Below are 16,814 nucleotides of genomic sequence, written 5' to 3' on the forward strand. Positions count from 1 at the left end.
GCTCCCGGGTTGTGCACAGAACAGCATACGCGACGGCGCATCAATTGTCCGTCGCCGGACGATCCCAATACTGATATTTGTAGGCCGAACTCAGATGCCGCTCAATGGTGCCTTTGGCAAACACTTCCGTCTCATGCAAATAGCTCAGCGTGCAATTGCCCACCTCGTCCCACAACTGGCACTCATCCACCGACCGCAGAGTGCTGACCGGCGTGGTCGAGGTGCCGTGCAGCCGCAGTTCGCGCAATTGATTATCGTAGCTGTAGGTATCTTTACTGCGCGCGCTGGTGGATGCCACCACCAGCCCCTGCGGATTCCAGCGCCAGGTATTCTCGCCGTTGGTCAGTTCATCGCTGCCACGCGCGATACTTTTTTCCAGCCGGAAGTGTTTATCGTAGCGGTAAGTGGTATCGGTAAAGCCCTCTTTCCCCATGCTGGTAAATTTGTCCGAGGCGCTGATGATGTTGCCGTGTTGCCCCATCTGCCAGCTGATGGTGCCCTGTCGGCTATCCACCACTTCCTCTTTGCCCGCACGGGTCACTTTAACCAGATAAGCATAGTCAGCCACCCAGCCGCGCTGCACGCGCGCGATGTGCTGCTCCATGCTCAGCACCACGTTGCCTTCGCTTTTGTCATAGGTGATGTCAGCCACCATCAGATCGCCGCACTGGTCAAACTGCCCGAGCACGCGCTTCTGCGAGTTGACGTCTTTACCAAACTCCCCGGCCACCACCTGGCGCACCGCGCCTTTGGCGTCGCCGCCCAGCATAATCCAGTTGTTGCTGCTGGTGATGTTTTTGCTCAGCGGCGGGCAGGTGCTGCTGGCGGCCAGCGCCGCGCCGGCAACGGGGAACAGCAGAATCACAACAGCATAAGGGAGGGATTTCATCAGCGTTATCCGCGCGTTAAGCCATAGAGTAATCAAAGCATCTTTTTCACCAATGCGCTATTCATGGCGAAGCGGCAGACAAAAAGAACCCCAGCAAGGAACTGGGGTTTGGTACTTGCAAACATCACGTCAGGTTTTCGGCGTGCTGCGCGGCAAAATTGGTTCGGGTCAGGCGACCCGGTCAACGCTTATCTGCATCATGCTCTTCATGGCTTCGACGACATCGCCATCGACACAGGAGCGGCTGAATTCATCGGTTTCCGCTTCAGAACACATCGAGACACCGGCTTTACGGTAGCGCATCGGTGACGCGACGGCACGGCTGGCGGAGCTGTGGACTTCCTGCAATCCGCTGTCGAGGAACTTTTGCAGATTGCTGAGGCGCACGCCTGCCCCTGCCATAATGATTGGACCGGTGCTGTATTCATTTAGTTCCCGTAATAATGCAATTCCGGTTTCAGCGCTCTGCTGCTGACCGGAAGTCAGAACGCGGGCGATCCCTAAATCAGTCAGCACCTCCAGCGAACGCTTCGGGCTGTGGCACAAATCAAAGGCGCGATGGAAGGTCACAGCCATGCCGTCGCACAGCGCCATAATCTGCTGCATGCGTACCGTGTCGACGTGCGCATCTTCGTCCAGCATGCCAATCACCAGGCCAGGAAAACCCAGCTCGCGAATGCGCGCCACGTCCGATTTCATCACCTCAAATTCGCGTGCGGTGTAACAAAAATCGCCGCCGCGCGGCCGCACGATCGGGTGGACCGGAATGGTCAGTTCACGTTGTGCGGCTTCCAGCATACCCGCCGAAGGTGTCAGTCCGCCTTCACGCGGAGCACTGCACAGCTCCACGCGATCGGCACCGGACGCCTGCGCAGTCATTGCGCAGTCGATGCCATAGCAACAAATTTCCAGTTTCGTCATACCTTGCTCCTTTTCATGACTGCTGGCTCGGGAGGAGTGCATCAGTTAGTCTGCTCATTCAGACAGTTTACGTGGAAAGCGCACTATGGCATTCGATTTTGATCAAGGGATAGACCGTCGTCACAGCGATAGTTTGAAATGGCACAAATATGGTGATCGCGATGTGCTGCCTTTGTGGGTTGCCGACACCGATTTTCGCTCGCCGCCGTGCATCATTGAGGCCATTAAACAGCGTGCCGACCACGGTGTTTTCGGCTATGGCGCGACGCCGCACGGTTTGATTGATATCACTATTTCCCGCTTAGCGCAGCGCTATGGCTGGCAGATTGAGCCGGAATGGATTGTGTTGCTGCCGGGCGTGGTGAGCGGACTGAATTTATCGGTCCGGGCATTTACCGAGTCGTCGCAGAGCACCGTGGCACCGACGCCGATTTATCCGCCGTTTCGCGCGGCGGCGCGGCTGGCGCAGCGCGCTCAGATCAATCTGCCATTGCAGTTACAGCAGGATCGCTGGGTGATGCAGCTGGATGAGAGCCAGATGCAGGGTAACGAGCGCCTGCTCATGCTGTGCAATCCGCAGAATCCGGGCGGCACCGTCTACCGCCGTGATGAGCTGGAGGCGCAGCTGGCCTTTGCCCAACGCCACGATTTGCTGGTGTGCTCCGATGAAATCCATTGTGACCTGCTGTTAACGCCCGGCGTACAGCACATTCCGTTTGCCTCGCTGAGCGAAGACGCCGCCCAGCGCAGCATTACCCTGATTTCGCCGTCTAAAACCTTCAACATCGCCGGGCTGGGTGCGTCCATGGCCATTATCCCTCATCCCGAACTGCGGAAACGCTTTAAGCAGGTGCGTGAAGGCATCGTACCTGGCGTGGATATTCTGGCGCTGGTGGCGGCGGAAGCCGCATGGCGCGGCGGTGATGCATGGCTGGCGGACCAGCTGGCTTACCTGCGCGCCAATCGCGACTGGCTGGTGCAGCAGGTGAATGCGCTGCCGGAACTCAGCATGGTCGCGCCTGAGGCCAGCTACCTCGGCTGGATTGACGCCAGCCAGCTGGATGTCGCCAGCCCGGCGCTGTATTTCGAAAAACACGGCCTCGGTTTCTCGCCGGGCCGTGATTTCGGCGACGATCGCTTCGTGCGCTTCAACTTTGGCTGCACGCACGCCACCCTGCAGCAGGCGGTATCGCGCCTGCAGCAGGCAGTGGCAGCGCGGCGCTAAGCCTGTTCGCTGGCAACGATCTCCTCCAGCCGCCACGGGTGAAACTTGATGGTAGTTTGCCCGTCCGTCACCGCTAAGGTCGGATTGGGCAGACGTTCATTTTCGCCCTGCGGCGTGCTGGTTTTAAACGCAATGCCCGGCTGCGTCAGCGCCTCGTCTGCCAGCAACGCCATCGCACGCATGCCCAGCGTTTCCGGCTCGCCGCGCAACACAATTTCCACATGCTCCCAGCCTTCATGGCGATACAGCTTCTCACCAGGCCACGGCAGCTCGATCACATCCACCTGCCAGCCCGCTATCCGCAGCGGCTGATGCAGCTTAAACAGGCAGATCGGCCGTCCGTTGATCATCGCTTCGGAAAACTGATCGCCGATTTGCAGTAACCCGGCTTTCCAGCGTTCTGCCGTGGCGAACTGGTGACAGCGCACCGCCACGTGGTCCGCCTCATGCTGCGTGAGGTCAAGGCCGAGGCGTGCCGCAAAATGTTGCAAAGCCTGTTCAAATCGGGACAGGTCTTGTTTTAAGTCACTCAGTTCTGAAGGAAAATCCAGATTCATACGTTAAATACCTCAAACTCAGTTCAGATCTTTTAATCAATAAAAAAACAGGGCTGCCGCAGCTTTCGCTTGACAAAATGCTCGGATTCATCCGATTTCACGCCAAAAACCTTCAAAAACCGCATAAATCGCCCCTCTCTTTCGGATTAATCGCGTAATCAGGTCCACACGTTACTTTATAAAAGTGCCTTAACCAACTGTTATTATTAACAATAGTTAATACAATGAGATAACTCTTATTTACCCGTCAATCAATTGCAGTAGCTGACCCTTTCTTATAAATTTGGGTTTCACAACTACAAGGAATGGCCCTATGTCTATGCTCATTGTTGTCGCGGTCCTGATAGCCTTGATGGGATTTGCAATTTCCCGCCACTGGAAGGTGCGTGAAGACAAAAGCGTTAAAAATCCCCGTCGCCACCCGCGCCGCCGTTAACCGGCGCGCGGGTCTGCGTCCACCGGCAGCCATAACCGATTGCTGACGCATCCCAACATTTCACGTATACTTCCCCTCTTATTTTTTCCGTCCCGACACGCACGCGGGATGACGACATCGGCTCGCCCTCAGCTGGCGGGCCTTTTCAGCATATGAAGGTAACGCGGTGAATATTCAGGCTCTTCTTTCCGATAAAGTCAGTCAGGCGATGGTGGCGGCAGGCGCACCGGCCGATTGCGAACCGCAGGTTCGTCAGTCTGCAAAAGTGCAGTTCGGCGATTACCAGGCGAACGGTATCATGGCCGTGGCGAAAAAGCTCGGTCAGGTGCCGCGCCAGCTGGCTGAGCAGGTAGTTCAGCATCTGGATCTGGCTGGCATCGCCAGCAAAGTCGACATCGCCGGTCCCGGCTTTATCAACATCTTCCTCGACCGCCAGTGGCTGGCACAGCAGGCCGCGCAGGCGCTGCAGCTGCCACGCCTGGGCGTCAGCGAAGTGACACCTCAGACTATCGTGATTGACTACTCGGCGCCCAACGTGGCGAAAGAGATGCATGTCGGTCACGTGCGATCCACCATCATCGGTGATGCCGCGGTGCGCACCCAGGAGTTCCTCGGCCATCACGTCATCCGCGCTAACCACGTCGGTGACTGGGGCACACAGTTTGGCATGCTGATCGCCTATCTGGAGAAGCAGCAGAACGAGCACCATGAAGAGATCGCGCTGGCCGACCTTGAAGCCTTCTACCGCGAAGCGAAACGCACCTATGACGAAGACGAAGCCTTCGCCGAGCGCGCCCGCGGTTACGTGGTGAAACTGCAGGGTGGCGACGAATATTGCCGCGCCATGTGGAAGAAGCTGGTGGATATCACCATGAGTCAGAACCAGCAGGTGTATGACCGCCTTAACGTCACCCTGACGCGTAAGGATGTGATGGGTGAAAGCCTGTATAACGACATGCTGCCGGGCATCGTCGCCGATCTGCGCGAAAAAGGGCTGGCGGTGACCAGCGAAGGCGCCACCGTGGTTTTCCTTGATGAGTTCAAAAACAAGGAAGGTGAACCGATGGGCGTGATCATCCAGAAGAAGGATGGCGGCTATCTCTACACCACCACCGATATCGCCTGCGCCAAATATCGCTACGAAACGCTGCATGCCGATCGCGTGCTGTACTACATCGATTCCCGCCAGCATCAGCATCTGCAGCAGGCGTGGACCATCGTGCGCAAAGCGGGCTATGTGCCGGAGTCAGTGCCGCTGGAGCACCATGCGTTCGGCATGATGCTGGGCAAAGATGGCCGTCCGTTCAAGACGCGCAGCGGTGGCACCATCAAACTCTCCGATCTGCTGGATGAAGCCGTTGAGCGCGCCCATGCGCTGGTCAGCGAGAAAAATCCGGAGATGAGCGCGGCAGAGCTGAAAGAGCTGGCGGAAGTGGTCGGCATCGGCGCGGTGAAATACGCCGACCTGTCGAAAAGCCGCACCACCGATTACATCTTCGACTGGGACAACATGCTGGCGTTTGAAGGCAACACCGCGCCGTACATGCAGTACGCCTACACGCGTGTGCTCTCGGTGTTCCGTAAAGCGGGCATTGAGGCAGACAGCCTGCACGGTGATATCATCCTGACTGACGAGCGCGAAGCGCTGCTGGCGACCCGTCTGCTGCAGTTTGAAGAGACCATCACCCAGGTCGCGCGCGACGGCACGCCGCACGTGATGTGTGCTTATCTGTACGATCTGGCCGGTCTGTTCTCGGGCTTCTATGAGCACTGCCCGATTCTCTCCGCCGAAGAGGAAAACGTACGCAACAGCCGTCTGCAACTGGCTGCGCTGACGGCGAAAACCCTGAAGCAGGGGCTGGATACGCTGGGCATCAAAACCGTCGAGCGAATGTAAGCCTAAAAAAACCCGCTGCGGCGGGTTTTTTATTGGCTATTGGCTATTGGTAATTGACCATCACTTCACTGCTCACCACCCGCAGGCCGGGCGGCAACGCGCCCTGCCCCTGAAATCCGAAAGCCAGATGTAACGTTTCATCGGCTGCCACGTTGGCGAGGCCGCGCGTGCTGCCGCTGGCGCCGTCCAGCTCCACGCAGCGCTGGCTGGCGCACAGCCGCACCACCAGACCGGATGGTGCCGGGCGGCTCAGCGTGTAGCGCCAGTTCACCAGCGAAATAGTCCCTGGAGCCGCCGAGGGCGCTTTAAGCGCCGGCGACAGCAGCCAGTTGCCGCGCACGCCGAGGCTCGGGCCGCTGGCGCTGGCCTGCCATGCACCGCTGGCGGCCTGGCCCGTTAGCGGCAGCGCCAGCAGCGCCGCCAGCAGCCATGAGAGCGTCACGCCGCGCATTATTTGCCGCCTATGGTTGCAGTCATGCGGATTTGCCGGTTATCGGTCAGCTCCATATTAGACAGCACCACCAGCTGCGGCAGGTTACGGCGCAGGAAGCGCGCCAGCAGCGCCCGCAGCGGATGGTTAACCAGCAGCACCGGCGGCGCACCGGTCATCTCCTGCTGCTGCAGCGCGGCCTGCGCCTGCATCAGCAGTCGATCGGCAAGACCCGGTTCCAGACCGCCACCGCCCTGCAGCGCCTGCAATAGCAGACGTTCCAGTGTGGCATCCAGTCCAATCACCTGCACTTCGCCGTTGCCCGGGAACCACTGCTGGGTAATCGCGCGGCCCAGCGCGACGCGCACCACGCTGGTCAGTTCCTGCGGATCGTTCTGCACCGGCGCATGTTCGGCCAGCGTTTCGATAATGGTGCGCATGTCGCGGATCGAAACGCGCTCGGTCAGCAGATTTTGCAGCACTTTGTGCAGCGTGGTCAGGGTGATCACGCCCGGCACCAGATCTTCCGTCAGCTTTGGCATCTCCTGGGTGACGCGGTCCAGCAGCTGCTGCGCTTCCTGACGCCCAAACAGCTCGCTGGCGTACTGGCCGATCAGGTGATTAAGGTGGGTCGCCACCACGGTACTGGCTTCCACCACGGTGTAGCCCTGAATCTGTGCCTGTTCTTTCAGCGCGCTGTCGATCCAGATGGCCGCGAGGCCAAACGCCGGGTCAACCGTCGCTTCACCCGGCAGCGTGCCCGCCGCCGTGCCCGGGTTAATCGCCATCCAGCGTCCCGGATAAGCATCGCCGCTGCCAATCTCCACGCCCTTCATCAGGATGCGATAGCGCGCCGGCGGCAGCTCCATGTTGTCACGAATGTGCACCACCGGTGGCAGGAAGCCAACCTCCTGCGCCACCTTTTTACGGATACTGCGGATACGCCCGAGCAGCTCGCCGTTTTGCAGATGATCGACCATCGGAATCAGACGATAGCCCACTTCCATGCCGAGCGAATCTTCCAGCTGGACGTCGGTCCACGAGGCTTCGACCGTGGCCGGCGTCTCCTGCGTTTTCACCACGCTGGAGGCTTCACTTTGCTTCTTCGGCTGCATTTCGCGGCCGCGCAGCCACCAGGCCAGGCCGAGCAGCGCCGCGGTGAACAGCAGGAACACAAAGTTCGGCATGCCGGGCACCAGGCCCAGCAGGCCAATCACGCCGGCGCTCAGCATCAGCACGCGCGGATTGTTAAACAGCTGGCCCACCATCTGTTCGCCGACATCCTGATCGGTGCTGACGCGGGTAACGATGACACCGGCAGCGGTAGAGATCACCAGCGCCGGGATCTGCGCTACCAGGCCGTCACCGATGGTCAGCAGCGTATAGGTTTCCCCGGCGTGGCCGAGATCCATACCGTGCTGCACCACGCCCACCAGCAGGCCGCCGATCACGTTGATCACCATGATCAGGATGCCGGCGATGGCGTCGCCGCGCACAAACTTACTGGCACCGTCCATAGAGCCGTAGAAGTCCGCTTCCTGGGTCACTTCGGTGCGCCGGCGTTTGGCTTCGTCTTCACCAATCAGGCCGGCGTTCAAATCGGCATCGATCGCCATCTGCTTGCCGGGCATACCATCCAGCACGAAACGCGCGCCCACTTCGGCGATACGTCCGGCACCTTTGGTGATGACCATGAAGTTGATGATTACGAGGATGATGAACACCACGATACCAATGGCGAAATTACCGCCCACGAGGAAGTGACCAAAGGCTTCAACCACACGCCCGGCGGCATCAGCACCCGTATGCCCTTCCAGCAGGATGATACGCGTTGAGGCGACGTTCAGCGCCAGACGCAGCAGCGTTGAGAACAGCAAAATGGTCGGGAAGGCAGCGAATTCCAGCGTGCGCTGGGTGAACATCGCCACCAGCAGCACCATGATGGACAGCGCAATGTTGAAGGTAAACAGCAGGTCAAGGATGAACGCCGGCAGCGGCAATACCATCATCGACAGGATCAGCATGATCAGCACCGGACCAGCCAGCACCTGCCATTGCGTGTCTTTAAAATTGCCCGGTAAACGCAGCTTTTCGGCCAGATTAGCCATGGTTGGTGTTCTCTCCTGCAAAGTCCATCTCTGCCGGGACCGGCAGATGTTTTGGTTTGTTTGGAATCAGGCCGCCTTCACGCTTCCAGCGTCGCAGCTGCCAGACCCACGCCAGCACTTCTGCCACGGCGGCATAGAGCGCGCCGGGAATAAACTGGCCAATTTCCGTATGACGATAGAGCGCACGCGCCAGCGGCGGCGCTTCCAGAATCGGTACGCGGTGCTCTTTAGCGATTTCACGAATGCGCAGGGCAATGTCACCGGCGCCTTTGGCAATCACTTTCGGCGCACTCATCTTGCCTTCCTGATACTGCAGCGCCACCGAGTAGTGCGTCGGGTTAGTCACGATGACGTCCGCCTTCGGTACGTCGGCCATCATGCGGCGGCGGGCGGCGGCACGCATCGCCTGGCGGATACGCCCTTTAACGTGCGGGTCGCCCTCGTTCTGCTTGTGTTCATCGCGAATTTCCTGGCGCGTCATGCGCAGCTTTTTGAAGTAGCTGTAGAGCTGCCAGAACACATCAAAGCCAACCATCGGGATCAGACCCAGCATCACCAGCGCGCAGCTGATGGCGGTCATCGACAGGCCATGCTGCAGCGCATTCACTGGCGATTCGCTCATCAGGCGCAGCATCTCCTGCCAGTGACTCCACAGATACCAGCCAGCCACCAGCGCCACCAGCACCGCTTTGAGGATCGCCTTCACCAGTTCCGCCCACGTCTGACCGGAGAACATGCGCGCAATGCCCGGTAACGGGTTGAGCTTTTTGAAATCGAATTTGATGGATTTTCCGCTGATGTTGATTCCGCCCAGAATCATCGGCGCGGCGATGGCAACGATCACCAGCCCGGCCATCAGCGGCAGCAGCGCGATCACCGCCTGCATCACCAGGTTGCCGATGTGCGAGACGATAATTTTATCGTCGTTGACCATGCCGTGGTCAAAGCGGAAGCCGGTGGCCACCATGCTGGCCAGCCGTTGCGCCATATTGTGGCCGCCCAGCCAGATGATCAGCAGCCCGGCCAGCAGCATCAGTACCGAAGTCAGCTCGCGCGAACGCGGAATCTGCCCCTCCTGCCGTGCTTTCTCAAGTCGGTGGGGGGTGGGCGATTCTGTTTTGTCCTCGTTGCTCTCTTCAGCCACGACATACCTCAGCTGGCAGGAATTCTGAGCATAGGATGCCAAAACCCTTCGGGTCTAAAGCGCGGATTAAGCGAGAAAAAGATGGGTTTATTTAGCCATAAGTGAAATCAGGCCCTGCGCTAACCTGGTGCGGGCCAATCACCAGCGCACGGTTCCGCGACCTTTGCTGCTCATTACGGATTAAGTGGCGCAGCGAAGCAAAAGCCGTGCCGGACTGGCTGAGTTAATGACACGGCTGCGCCCGGAAATTCCGAAAATCATAAAATTGTTTCGCCGCGCAATCTTTTTTCATCTAAAAAAATAGATAAATCTTATTTACCAATTCCCCTAAGCACCATCAGGGGGCAAATGTCGCGCCGCACGCCAGCCGCGCTTGCTTACGCAAATAAATTAATGCAGCTTATCTATCGTCCCAGCCAGAACGATCGCGGCGTGCCGTTAAGGCGTTTTTTCGCCCGGTAGCACGGGATTTGCCGCGGTGCAATGGTTTGAATTCTCAAAAGTCTTAGGTAGACTTAAGTCAGCACTATCTTTCTGTAATTTGACTGTTTTTTAGTGGCCTTCTCACTGCATAATCTGCCCGCCCGCTGAGTGCGTGCCGGATACAACTCTGCAGCGATACTGATGAAAATTTGAGGATCATGGTGAATAAGAGTCTCTTGCTAACGCTGCTGGCGGCTTTAACGCTGGCGGGATGTAAAGCGCCTCCACCGCCCGTGACGGATGACACCCTGGTCACCAGCGAAGTGAACGGCGTAAAACTGGTTCATCGTCATGCAGTGGCAGCACCCGGTGAATTCACCCCGGTGAATGAGAGCTTTCGCGCGCTATATGCCGCCTCTGTGATGACCCTGCCGGATTACGGCGGCAAAGTGGTGCGTTATCTGGATAACGCCCAAACCTTTGAGGTGCTGGGTCGCGTCGAGCACAACTGGCTGGCGATTGCAGAAGAACCCAGCGGTCAGCTGATTGGCTACGTGCCCCCCAAAGCTGGCGTGGAGAGCAGCCGCTATGACGCCACGCTGCGCAGCGACCGGCCGCGTCCCCGTCGTACTAAACAGGTCTGCGTGGCCGTGGGCGGCGCCAGTAAAGCATGCCGCACCAATGATACCGCGACCTGGATCTTAGACTGATGATGCAATCCGGCGCATATTGCCCGCAGCACACCGCTGCTTTGCGGGCTAACCGTTCCGTTATTGCCAGGATAATCGAGATTTAATGACTCAGGACTCCCTTGCCCGCGATGGCATTGTCGCGGGCAACGATAACCTTTTGCTGAATGCCGCAGCCCCGATTCTGAATGCCGTCGTGCGTATACGGCAGGCGGCGACGCACGACGATCCCGCTGGCCTGCGTCAGCTATTGATTGAAGAGATCCGCCAGTTCGAGCAACGCTGCAAGCAGGCGGGTTTGCCGTTTGAGATGATCATCGGCGCACGCTACTGCCTGTGTAGCGTGCTGGACGAAGCGGCGGCGCAAACCCCATGGGGCACGCGCGGCGTCTGGTCCGGCAATGGCATGCTGGTGACCTTTCATAACGAAAGCTGGGGCGGCGAAAAAGTGTTCCAGCTGCTGTCGCGCGTGTCGCGAAGCCCGCAGCAGCATTTATGGCTGCTGGAAGTGATTCACTACTGCCTGCTGCTGGGCTATGAAGGGCGCTATCGCGGCAGCGACAGCGGACGCGCACAGTGTGAAGGCATCCGTAAACGGCTGGCGCAGCTGATTACGGAAACCCGCCCGGCGACACCACCGCGCGCGCCGCTGGTGGAAGTGCATCCGCTGGTCAGCACCCTGACGCGGCCGATGGTGCCACTGTGGGCCTGCGTCACGCTGGCTACGCTGATTGCCTGTCTGATCTACAGCGGGCTCAACTGGCGGCTGGGCAATGCGGCCGAACCGCTGCTGCGCGCCATCTATCAAACCCCGCTGCCGCAAATCATGCCGGGCCGCCGCCCCACCTCACCGCAGGCGCTGCTCGATCTGCATCAGCGTCTTAACGACGTGATTGCCGCAGGCCAGCTGGAAGTGAGCGATGGTGCCTTTGGCAGCAAAGTGATCATTCCTGCGGACAAGCTGTTTGCGCCGGACGGTACCGTAGTGAACCAGGTTGGCCGCGCGCTGCTGGCGCACGTTGCCAGCGCGATGAAGACGGTAAAAGGCACGGTGCTGGTATCGGTATATACCGATAATCGTCCGGTGGATGGCCGTTTCGCCTCCAGCTATGAATTCTCCTTCGCCCGCGCCCGTGCCGTTACGCAACTGCTGAATACGCAGTTGGCGGACGGTCACAGCGTTAAAGCCGAAGGCCGCGGCGACAGCAATCCGCTCTTACCCAATGACAGCAATGAAAACCGCGCCCGCAATCGCCGGGTGGAGATCACCCTGTTTGCGGCACCGGAAACCCTCGGCAATCATCAGGGAGGCCAGTGATGCGCGCATCACTCCAACATCTGTTAACCCATCGCCTGCTGTGGGGCCTGATTGGCGTCACGGCGCTGAGCTGCGTGCTGTGGATGCTCGGCCCGTTGTGGAGCTGGGGTGACACCCGTCCACTGGAGCCGGTATTCCCGCGCCAGCTGGCGGTCGGCCTGCTCTATTTCTGCTGGGTACTGTTCCAGTTTATTCCCGCCATCTGGCGCGGCTGGTTTAACAGCAAGCTGCTCAATCGCCTGCAGGAAATGAGTCACGAAGAAGCGTCCGATCGCCAGGCGACCGAGACGCTGCTGACCCAGCGCTTCAGCGAAGCGGCGCTGCGGCTGAAACGCACCCAGTTTGGTCGCCGGCATCAGAAAAGCTGGCTGGCGCGTTTTCAGAGTCACTATCTGTATCAGCTGCCGTGGTACGTGATGATAGGCGCGCCCGGTGCCGGTAAAACCACCGCGCTGCTGAACGCCGGTCTGGAGTTTCCGTTAACCGACAGCCTCGGCAAAGAGGCGGTACGCGGCGTCGGCGGCACGCGTCACTGCGACTGGTGGTTCACCGACAGCGCAGTCTTAATCGACACTGCGGGTCGTTACGCACTGCAGGAGAGCCAGCGCGCGCGCGACGGCGCCGAGTGGCATAACTTCATTAAATTGCTAAAGCGCTACCGCACGCGCCAGCCGATCAACGGCGTGATCATGACCATCAGCGTGGCCGACCTGCTGACCGATTCCGCCGAGGCACGTCACGCCCAGGCCAGCGCGCTGCGCAGCCGCATGGTCGAGCTGCATCAGCAAACCGGCATTCATTTCCCGGTGTATGTAATGGTCACCAAAACCGACCTGCTGAAAGGGTTTATGAGCTTTTACGGCAACCTGAGTAAGCCGCAGCGCGATGCCATCTGGGGCTTCACCTTCCCGTGGGAACCGGGCAAGCCGCACAAAGATGACTGGCACCGCAGCTTTAGCGAGCGCTTTCAGCAGCTGGAGCAGCGTCTGCAGCAGCAGCTGGCCGACGTGATGGCCGGCGAGCGCGATCTCACCCAGCGCGCCGACAGCTTCCTGTTCCCGCAGGAGTTCAGTTCGCTGCGTCCGTTACTCAACGAATATCTCGACGTGGTATTTTCCCGCCATCAGGATGAGATTGCCTGGTCGGCGCGCGGCCTGTTCTTTACCAGCGGCACCCAGGAAGGCCTGCCGTTTGACCGCATCATGGGCGAACTCAACCGTAAGCTACAGCTGCCACATACCGGCGAGTCGAGCCTTGCCGCGTGGGACAGCGTTAACCGCAGCAATCCGATTCCGGGTACCAAAGGCCAGAGCTTCTTTATTCGCGACCTGTTAAGCGACCTGGTGTTCCGCGAAAGCGGCCTTGCCGGCAGCAACCGTCACTGGGAGTATCGTAACCGGCTGCTACACTGGATCGGTTACGGCGCGCTCACCGGCGCGCTGGTGCTGCTCTCCGGTTTGTGGCTCACCAGCTACGTACAGAATCAGCGTTATCTCGATCAGGTCGCGGCGCGTATCGGGCCGATTACCGCGCAGAGTCAGCAGGTTATTCATCAGCCAGCCGATAATATTTTTGATCTGCTACCCTTCTTAAATAACCTGGTGAAACTGCCGCTGTCGGCGCATTTTTCTCTCGACAATCCACCGCTTACCATGCGCGCTGGACTGTATCGCGGTAACCAGGTGAGTGATGCCGCATGGGTGCTTTATCAAAATGCGCTTAAGTCTTTACTGCTGCCGCGCGTGGCCCAGCAAATTACCAACCTGCTGCGTGACGATCCCGGCACCGACAATGACTACAGCCGCAATGCGCTGCGCGCTTATCAGATGTTGTATCAGCCGCGTAACTACGACGGCGAATTTCTGCGCGGCTGGCTGATGCAAAATCTGCAGCGCACGCTGCCGGACAATGTCAGCGCGCGCGATCTGCAGCAGCTTGACTGGCACCTTAGCCAGCTGCTCGATCAGCAGATTCAGTCGTCACCTTATGCGCGCGACAATGCGCTGATGATGCGTAAGCTTGCGGAAAATCTGAAAAATGCCGGTCAGAATGGCCGTATGCTGGCGGTTGCGCCACACACCGTATCGCAGCGATTGACCGGACACAGTGAGTAATGGTGAGGTAACCATGGCGAGTTACACCGCGCCGGGCTGGTATGGCAAATTACCGGTCACCGGTGATTTTCTGCGCCAGCGGCTCAGTGAAGCCACGGTGACGCCGTGGAGCCACTGGTTTCAACAAGGCTTAATCCACTGGCATCAGCAGGAAGAGGCTAGCACGCAACAGTTTTTACGCGCGCCGGTATGGAATTTTGTCCTGCCGCTATCGCCGCTGCGCCAGCAGGTGCAGCTGGGTTGTCTGCTGCCCTCGTGCGATCGCGTCGGCCGTGCGTGGCCGCTGCTGGCGCTGCACAGCATTCCGCTCAGCGCGTGGCATGCTTCACAGCTGGCGATCTCCGGCGACTGGTATCAGGAACTCGGCGCGCTGCTGTGGCAGGCGGTGCGCGATCGCCACAGCCCGGACGCGCTGGAGACGCAGATTCAGCAGCTGGCTCCGCTGCTGCTGCCGGATAAGCAGCGCAGCGACATCATGGATGTGATTGGTTTTGACGATTTGCCCTGCACCCTGAGCTGGCGTGAAGTGGCCGACCGTTTTGATCCCCAACAGCACATTAGCTACTGGTGGAGTAATCGCAGTGACGGCTTTGCCCACGCCACGCATAAACACAGTGGCCCGCTCACCGCGCAACTTTTTTCGTTATTGTTTAACCCGGCGGCGGGTGCCCAGCCGGGACGTAATGGCCTCTATCCACCGATGTTTGAATAGGCCAGTGCGCTTGCCTTGTTAACGGGATGACTCATGCAATTTACCATTGTGCAGTGCAATACGGATGTGCCCGCCAAAACCGTCGCGTTTAGCCCGCCCGGCGGGACCATCGGCCGCAGCCAGGATAACGACCTGGTGCTGCCCGACGAATCGCGCGCCATCTCGCGCCTGCAGGCGCTGGTGCACCTGTCGCCAGACGGCGAGTGCCGCCTGACCAACCAGGGCAGCGTCACTTCAGTGGTGCTGAACGGCGTGGCGCTACAGCGCGGCTCGCAGGTGCGGCTGCGCCACGGCGATACGCTGCAGATTGGCGAATATGGCCTGGAAGTGCGTGACCCGGCGTGTCAGAACGTACCGCAGGATGATCCGCTGGCGTTTTTTGCTGACAGCGCCGCCGATCCGCTGGGTATGCAGCAGGACGAAAACGTGCCGGAACCGGAAGTCCTGCCACAGAGTGACAGTCCGCGTCACGAACGCCGCCCGGACGCGCGCCTGGCGATCGATCCGCAAAGCGATGCGCCCGTGATGCCAGCCGTGCTGCCGGGCGCCGATCAGGACAAACTGATCGCCGCGCTGCTGGAAGGTATGGGCCTGAATAATGGTCACCAGACGCCGATCACCGAAGAGCAGATGCGCGTCACCGGCCGTATGCTCAGCCTGTTTTCGCAGGGTACGGTTGCCCTGCTCTCTTCGCGCTCCATCCTCAAGCGCGGCGTGAAAGCCGACATGACGATGATCCTTAACGAAGCCAATAACCCGTTTAAAATTCTGCCTTCCGGCAAAACCGTGCTGATGCAGATGTACCAGAGCCAGATGCCTGGCTTTATGCCACCGGAAGCAGCGGTGCGCGATGCGCTGGTGGATTTACAGGCGCATCAGCTGGGGATGATTGCCGGCATTCGCGCCATCATTGCCGCGATGCTGCAGTCGTTTAATCCGCAGCGTCTGGAAGAGGAAGCGCGCAAAGACGGCGTGCTGCCTAAGATGCCGTTCAGCGGCGGACGCAAAGCGGCGCTGTGGGACTATTTTCTCCGTCACTATCAGCGCACCGCGGGCGAGATTGACGATGACTTCCACACCCTGTTTGGTGAAGCCTTTCTGCATGCCTACGACATGGAAGTGAATCAGTACAAAGATTCCCAGACGCGGACCGAAGACGCATGAAGATGAAGTTTGCCAGCCGCTGCCAGCAGGGTATGCGTGACGAAAACCAGGATCGCACCGGTGCCGAAGTCGATGAACAGAAAGCCTGTTTTCTGGTATGCGACGGCGTGGCCGGTCTGCCCGGCGGCGATTATGCGGCCCAGCTGGTGCGCGATACCCTGCTGACGCAGCTGCAGCAAAGCGACACGTTCACGCCGGAGAGTACGCGTGCGGCGATAGAAAAGTGTCAGCAAACGCTGGTCAGCGCCCAGGGGAACAATCCGAATTTTTCGCGCATGAGCACCACCCTTGCCGCCCTGTTTATTGACCGCACAACGCAGCGCGCATGGTGGGCGCACGCCGGTGATAGCCGGGTTTATCACTTCCGCCACGGGGTGCTGCATCAGGTGACGCGTGACCACAGTCTGGCGCAGCAGCTGCGCGAAGCCGGCTATGAAAATACCGGCATTAACAGTAATTTACTTTATAATGCGCTGGGTATTGAGCCGGCCCGACCGGCCACCTTCAGCGAGGTGATTGAGCTGACCGATGGTGACGCATTTCTGGTCTGTACCGACGGTTTCTGGCTCAACCTCACCACCGACGAAATGGAACAGGCACTGCGCATGGTAAACGCCTGCGAAGAGTGGCTGGCATTGATGGAACAGGCCGTAAACCGCAGTGTTAAAAGCGACAATCTCAGCGCTCTGGCAATCTGGATTGGCGAACCGCAGGACGCGACGCTGCTTTATTCCCAGGCTGATGCGGCACGTTTTCTGCCGTCACGTTATTGATTGCAAGGATCATT

At 59.2% G+C, this 16,814-nt stretch carries 15 protein-coding genes; 9 read left to right on the forward strand and 6 right to left on the reverse strand.

The genetic code is table 11. From position 1 onward, the window contains the following. Positions 1-40: 40 nt before the first annotated feature. Positions 41-889 (reverse strand): hypothetical protein, encoded by an 849-nt coding sequence (locus KOL70_RS06410; RefSeq protein ID WP_058774577.1) that lies wholly within the window; start codon positions 887-889, stop codon positions 41-43. A gap of 168 nt (positions 890-1,057) precedes the next feature. Continuing rightward, a complete protein-coding gene (cutC, locus tag KOL70_RS06415) occupies positions 1,058-1,810 on the reverse strand; it encodes a copper homeostasis protein CutC (protein WP_215480391.1) in 753 nt (250 codons plus the stop codon). Between the two features lie 85 nt (positions 1,811-1,895). Between cutC and KOL70_RS06420 the strand changes: the two genes are divergently transcribed. Further along, positions 1,896-3,035: a MalY/PatB family protein gene (locus tag KOL70_RS06420; protein ID WP_215480392.1), complete on the forward strand. Its 1,140-nt coding sequence runs from the start codon at positions 1,896-1,898 to the stop codon at positions 3,033-3,035. On the opposite strand, the gene KOL70_RS06425 is transcribed toward KOL70_RS06420, so the two are convergent. Further along, entirely contained in the window at positions 3,032-3,592 is a 561-nt protein-coding gene (locus tag KOL70_RS06425; protein WP_058774574.1) for a VOC family protein, read from the reverse strand. The two genes, KOL70_RS06420 and KOL70_RS06425, sit on opposite strands and share 4 nt — an antisense overlap. 313 nt (positions 3,593-3,905) lie before the next feature. Here KOL70_RS06425 and KOL70_RS23745 point away from each other — a divergent pair, with 313 nt between their 5' ends. Both KOL70_RS23745 and argS read left to right on the forward strand, forming a co-directional pair. Further along, entirely contained in the window at positions 3,906-4,028 is a 123-nt protein-coding gene (locus KOL70_RS23745) for a hypothetical protein (RefSeq protein ID WP_007889544.1), read from the forward strand. Positions 4,029-4,194: 166 nt separating this feature from the next. After that, complete coding sequence (gene argS, locus KOL70_RS06430; protein ID WP_058757502.1) at positions 4,195-5,925, forward strand: arginine--tRNA ligase; 1,731 nt, start codon at positions 4,195-4,197, stop codon at positions 5,923-5,925. A gap of 43 nt (positions 5,926-5,968) precedes the next feature. On the opposite strand, the gene KOL70_RS06435 is transcribed toward argS, so the two are convergent. Genes KOL70_RS06435 through flhB form a run of 3 tightly spaced genes read right to left on the reverse strand, consistent with a single transcriptional unit; the run spans position 5,969 to position 9,607 of the window. Then, positions 5,969-6,376 (reverse strand): flagellar protein FlhE, encoded by a 408-nt coding sequence (locus KOL70_RS06435; protein WP_215480393.1) that lies wholly within the window; start codon positions 6,374-6,376, stop codon positions 5,969-5,971. Next, positions 6,376-8,463 (reverse strand): flagellar biosynthesis protein FlhA, encoded by a 2,088-nt coding sequence (flhA, locus tag KOL70_RS06440; RefSeq protein WP_021509954.1) that lies wholly within the window; start codon positions 8,461-8,463, stop codon positions 6,376-6,378. The genes KOL70_RS06435 and flhA overlap by 1 nt, the downstream gene beginning before the upstream one ends. Then, on the reverse strand, positions 8,456-9,607 hold the full coding sequence (gene flhB, locus KOL70_RS06445; RefSeq protein WP_021509953.1) for a flagellar biosynthesis protein FlhB: 1,152 nt from the start codon (positions 9,605-9,607) through the stop codon (positions 8,456-8,458). Before flhB ends, flhA begins: the two co-directional genes overlap by 8 nt. Before the next feature lie 641 nt (positions 9,608-10,248). Here flhB and KOL70_RS06450 point away from each other — a divergent pair. The 6 genes from KOL70_RS06450 (at position 10,249) to KOL70_RS06475 (ending at position 16,800) form a co-directional block, all read left to right on the forward strand. Further along, entirely contained in the window at positions 10,249-10,740 is a 492-nt protein-coding gene (locus KOL70_RS06450; RefSeq protein WP_021509952.1) for a hypothetical protein, read from the forward strand. Positions 10,741-10,825: 85 nt separating this feature from the next. Then, positions 10,826-12,037: a type IVB secretion system protein IcmH/DotU gene (gene icmH, locus KOL70_RS06455; protein WP_215480394.1), complete on the forward strand. Its 1,212-nt coding sequence runs from the start codon at positions 10,826-10,828 to the stop codon at positions 12,035-12,037. Beyond that, on the forward strand, positions 12,037-14,151 hold the full coding sequence (gene tssM / locus KOL70_RS06460) for a type VI secretion system membrane subunit TssM (RefSeq protein WP_021509950.1): 2,115 nt from the start codon (positions 12,037-12,039) through the stop codon (positions 14,149-14,151). The genes icmH and tssM overlap by 1 nt, the downstream gene beginning before the upstream one ends. Before the next feature lie 13 nt (positions 14,152-14,164). Next, positions 14,165-14,863: a type VI secretion system-associated protein TagF gene (gene tagF / locus KOL70_RS06465; RefSeq protein ID WP_215480395.1), complete on the forward strand. Its 699-nt coding sequence runs from the start codon at positions 14,165-14,167 to the stop codon at positions 14,861-14,863. A 33-nt stretch (positions 14,864-14,896) separates the two neighbouring features. Beyond that, positions 14,897-16,027, forward strand: coding sequence for a type VI secretion system-associated FHA domain protein TagH (tagH, locus tag KOL70_RS06470; protein WP_215480396.1), 1,131 nt, complete (start codon positions 14,897-14,899; stop codon positions 16,025-16,027). After that, entirely contained in the window at positions 16,024-16,800 is a 777-nt protein-coding gene (locus KOL70_RS06475; protein ID WP_058771213.1) for a PP2C family serine/threonine-protein phosphatase, read from the forward strand. The genes tagH and KOL70_RS06475 overlap by 4 nt, the downstream gene beginning before the upstream one ends. The last annotated feature ends 14 nt before the right edge of the window (positions 16,801-16,814 follow it).

The sequence above is a fragment of the Pantoea sp. B270 genome (genome assembly GCF_018726825.1).
Classification (GTDB): Bacteria; Pseudomonadota; Gammaproteobacteria; order Enterobacterales; family Enterobacteriaceae; genus Pantoea; species Pantoea dispersa.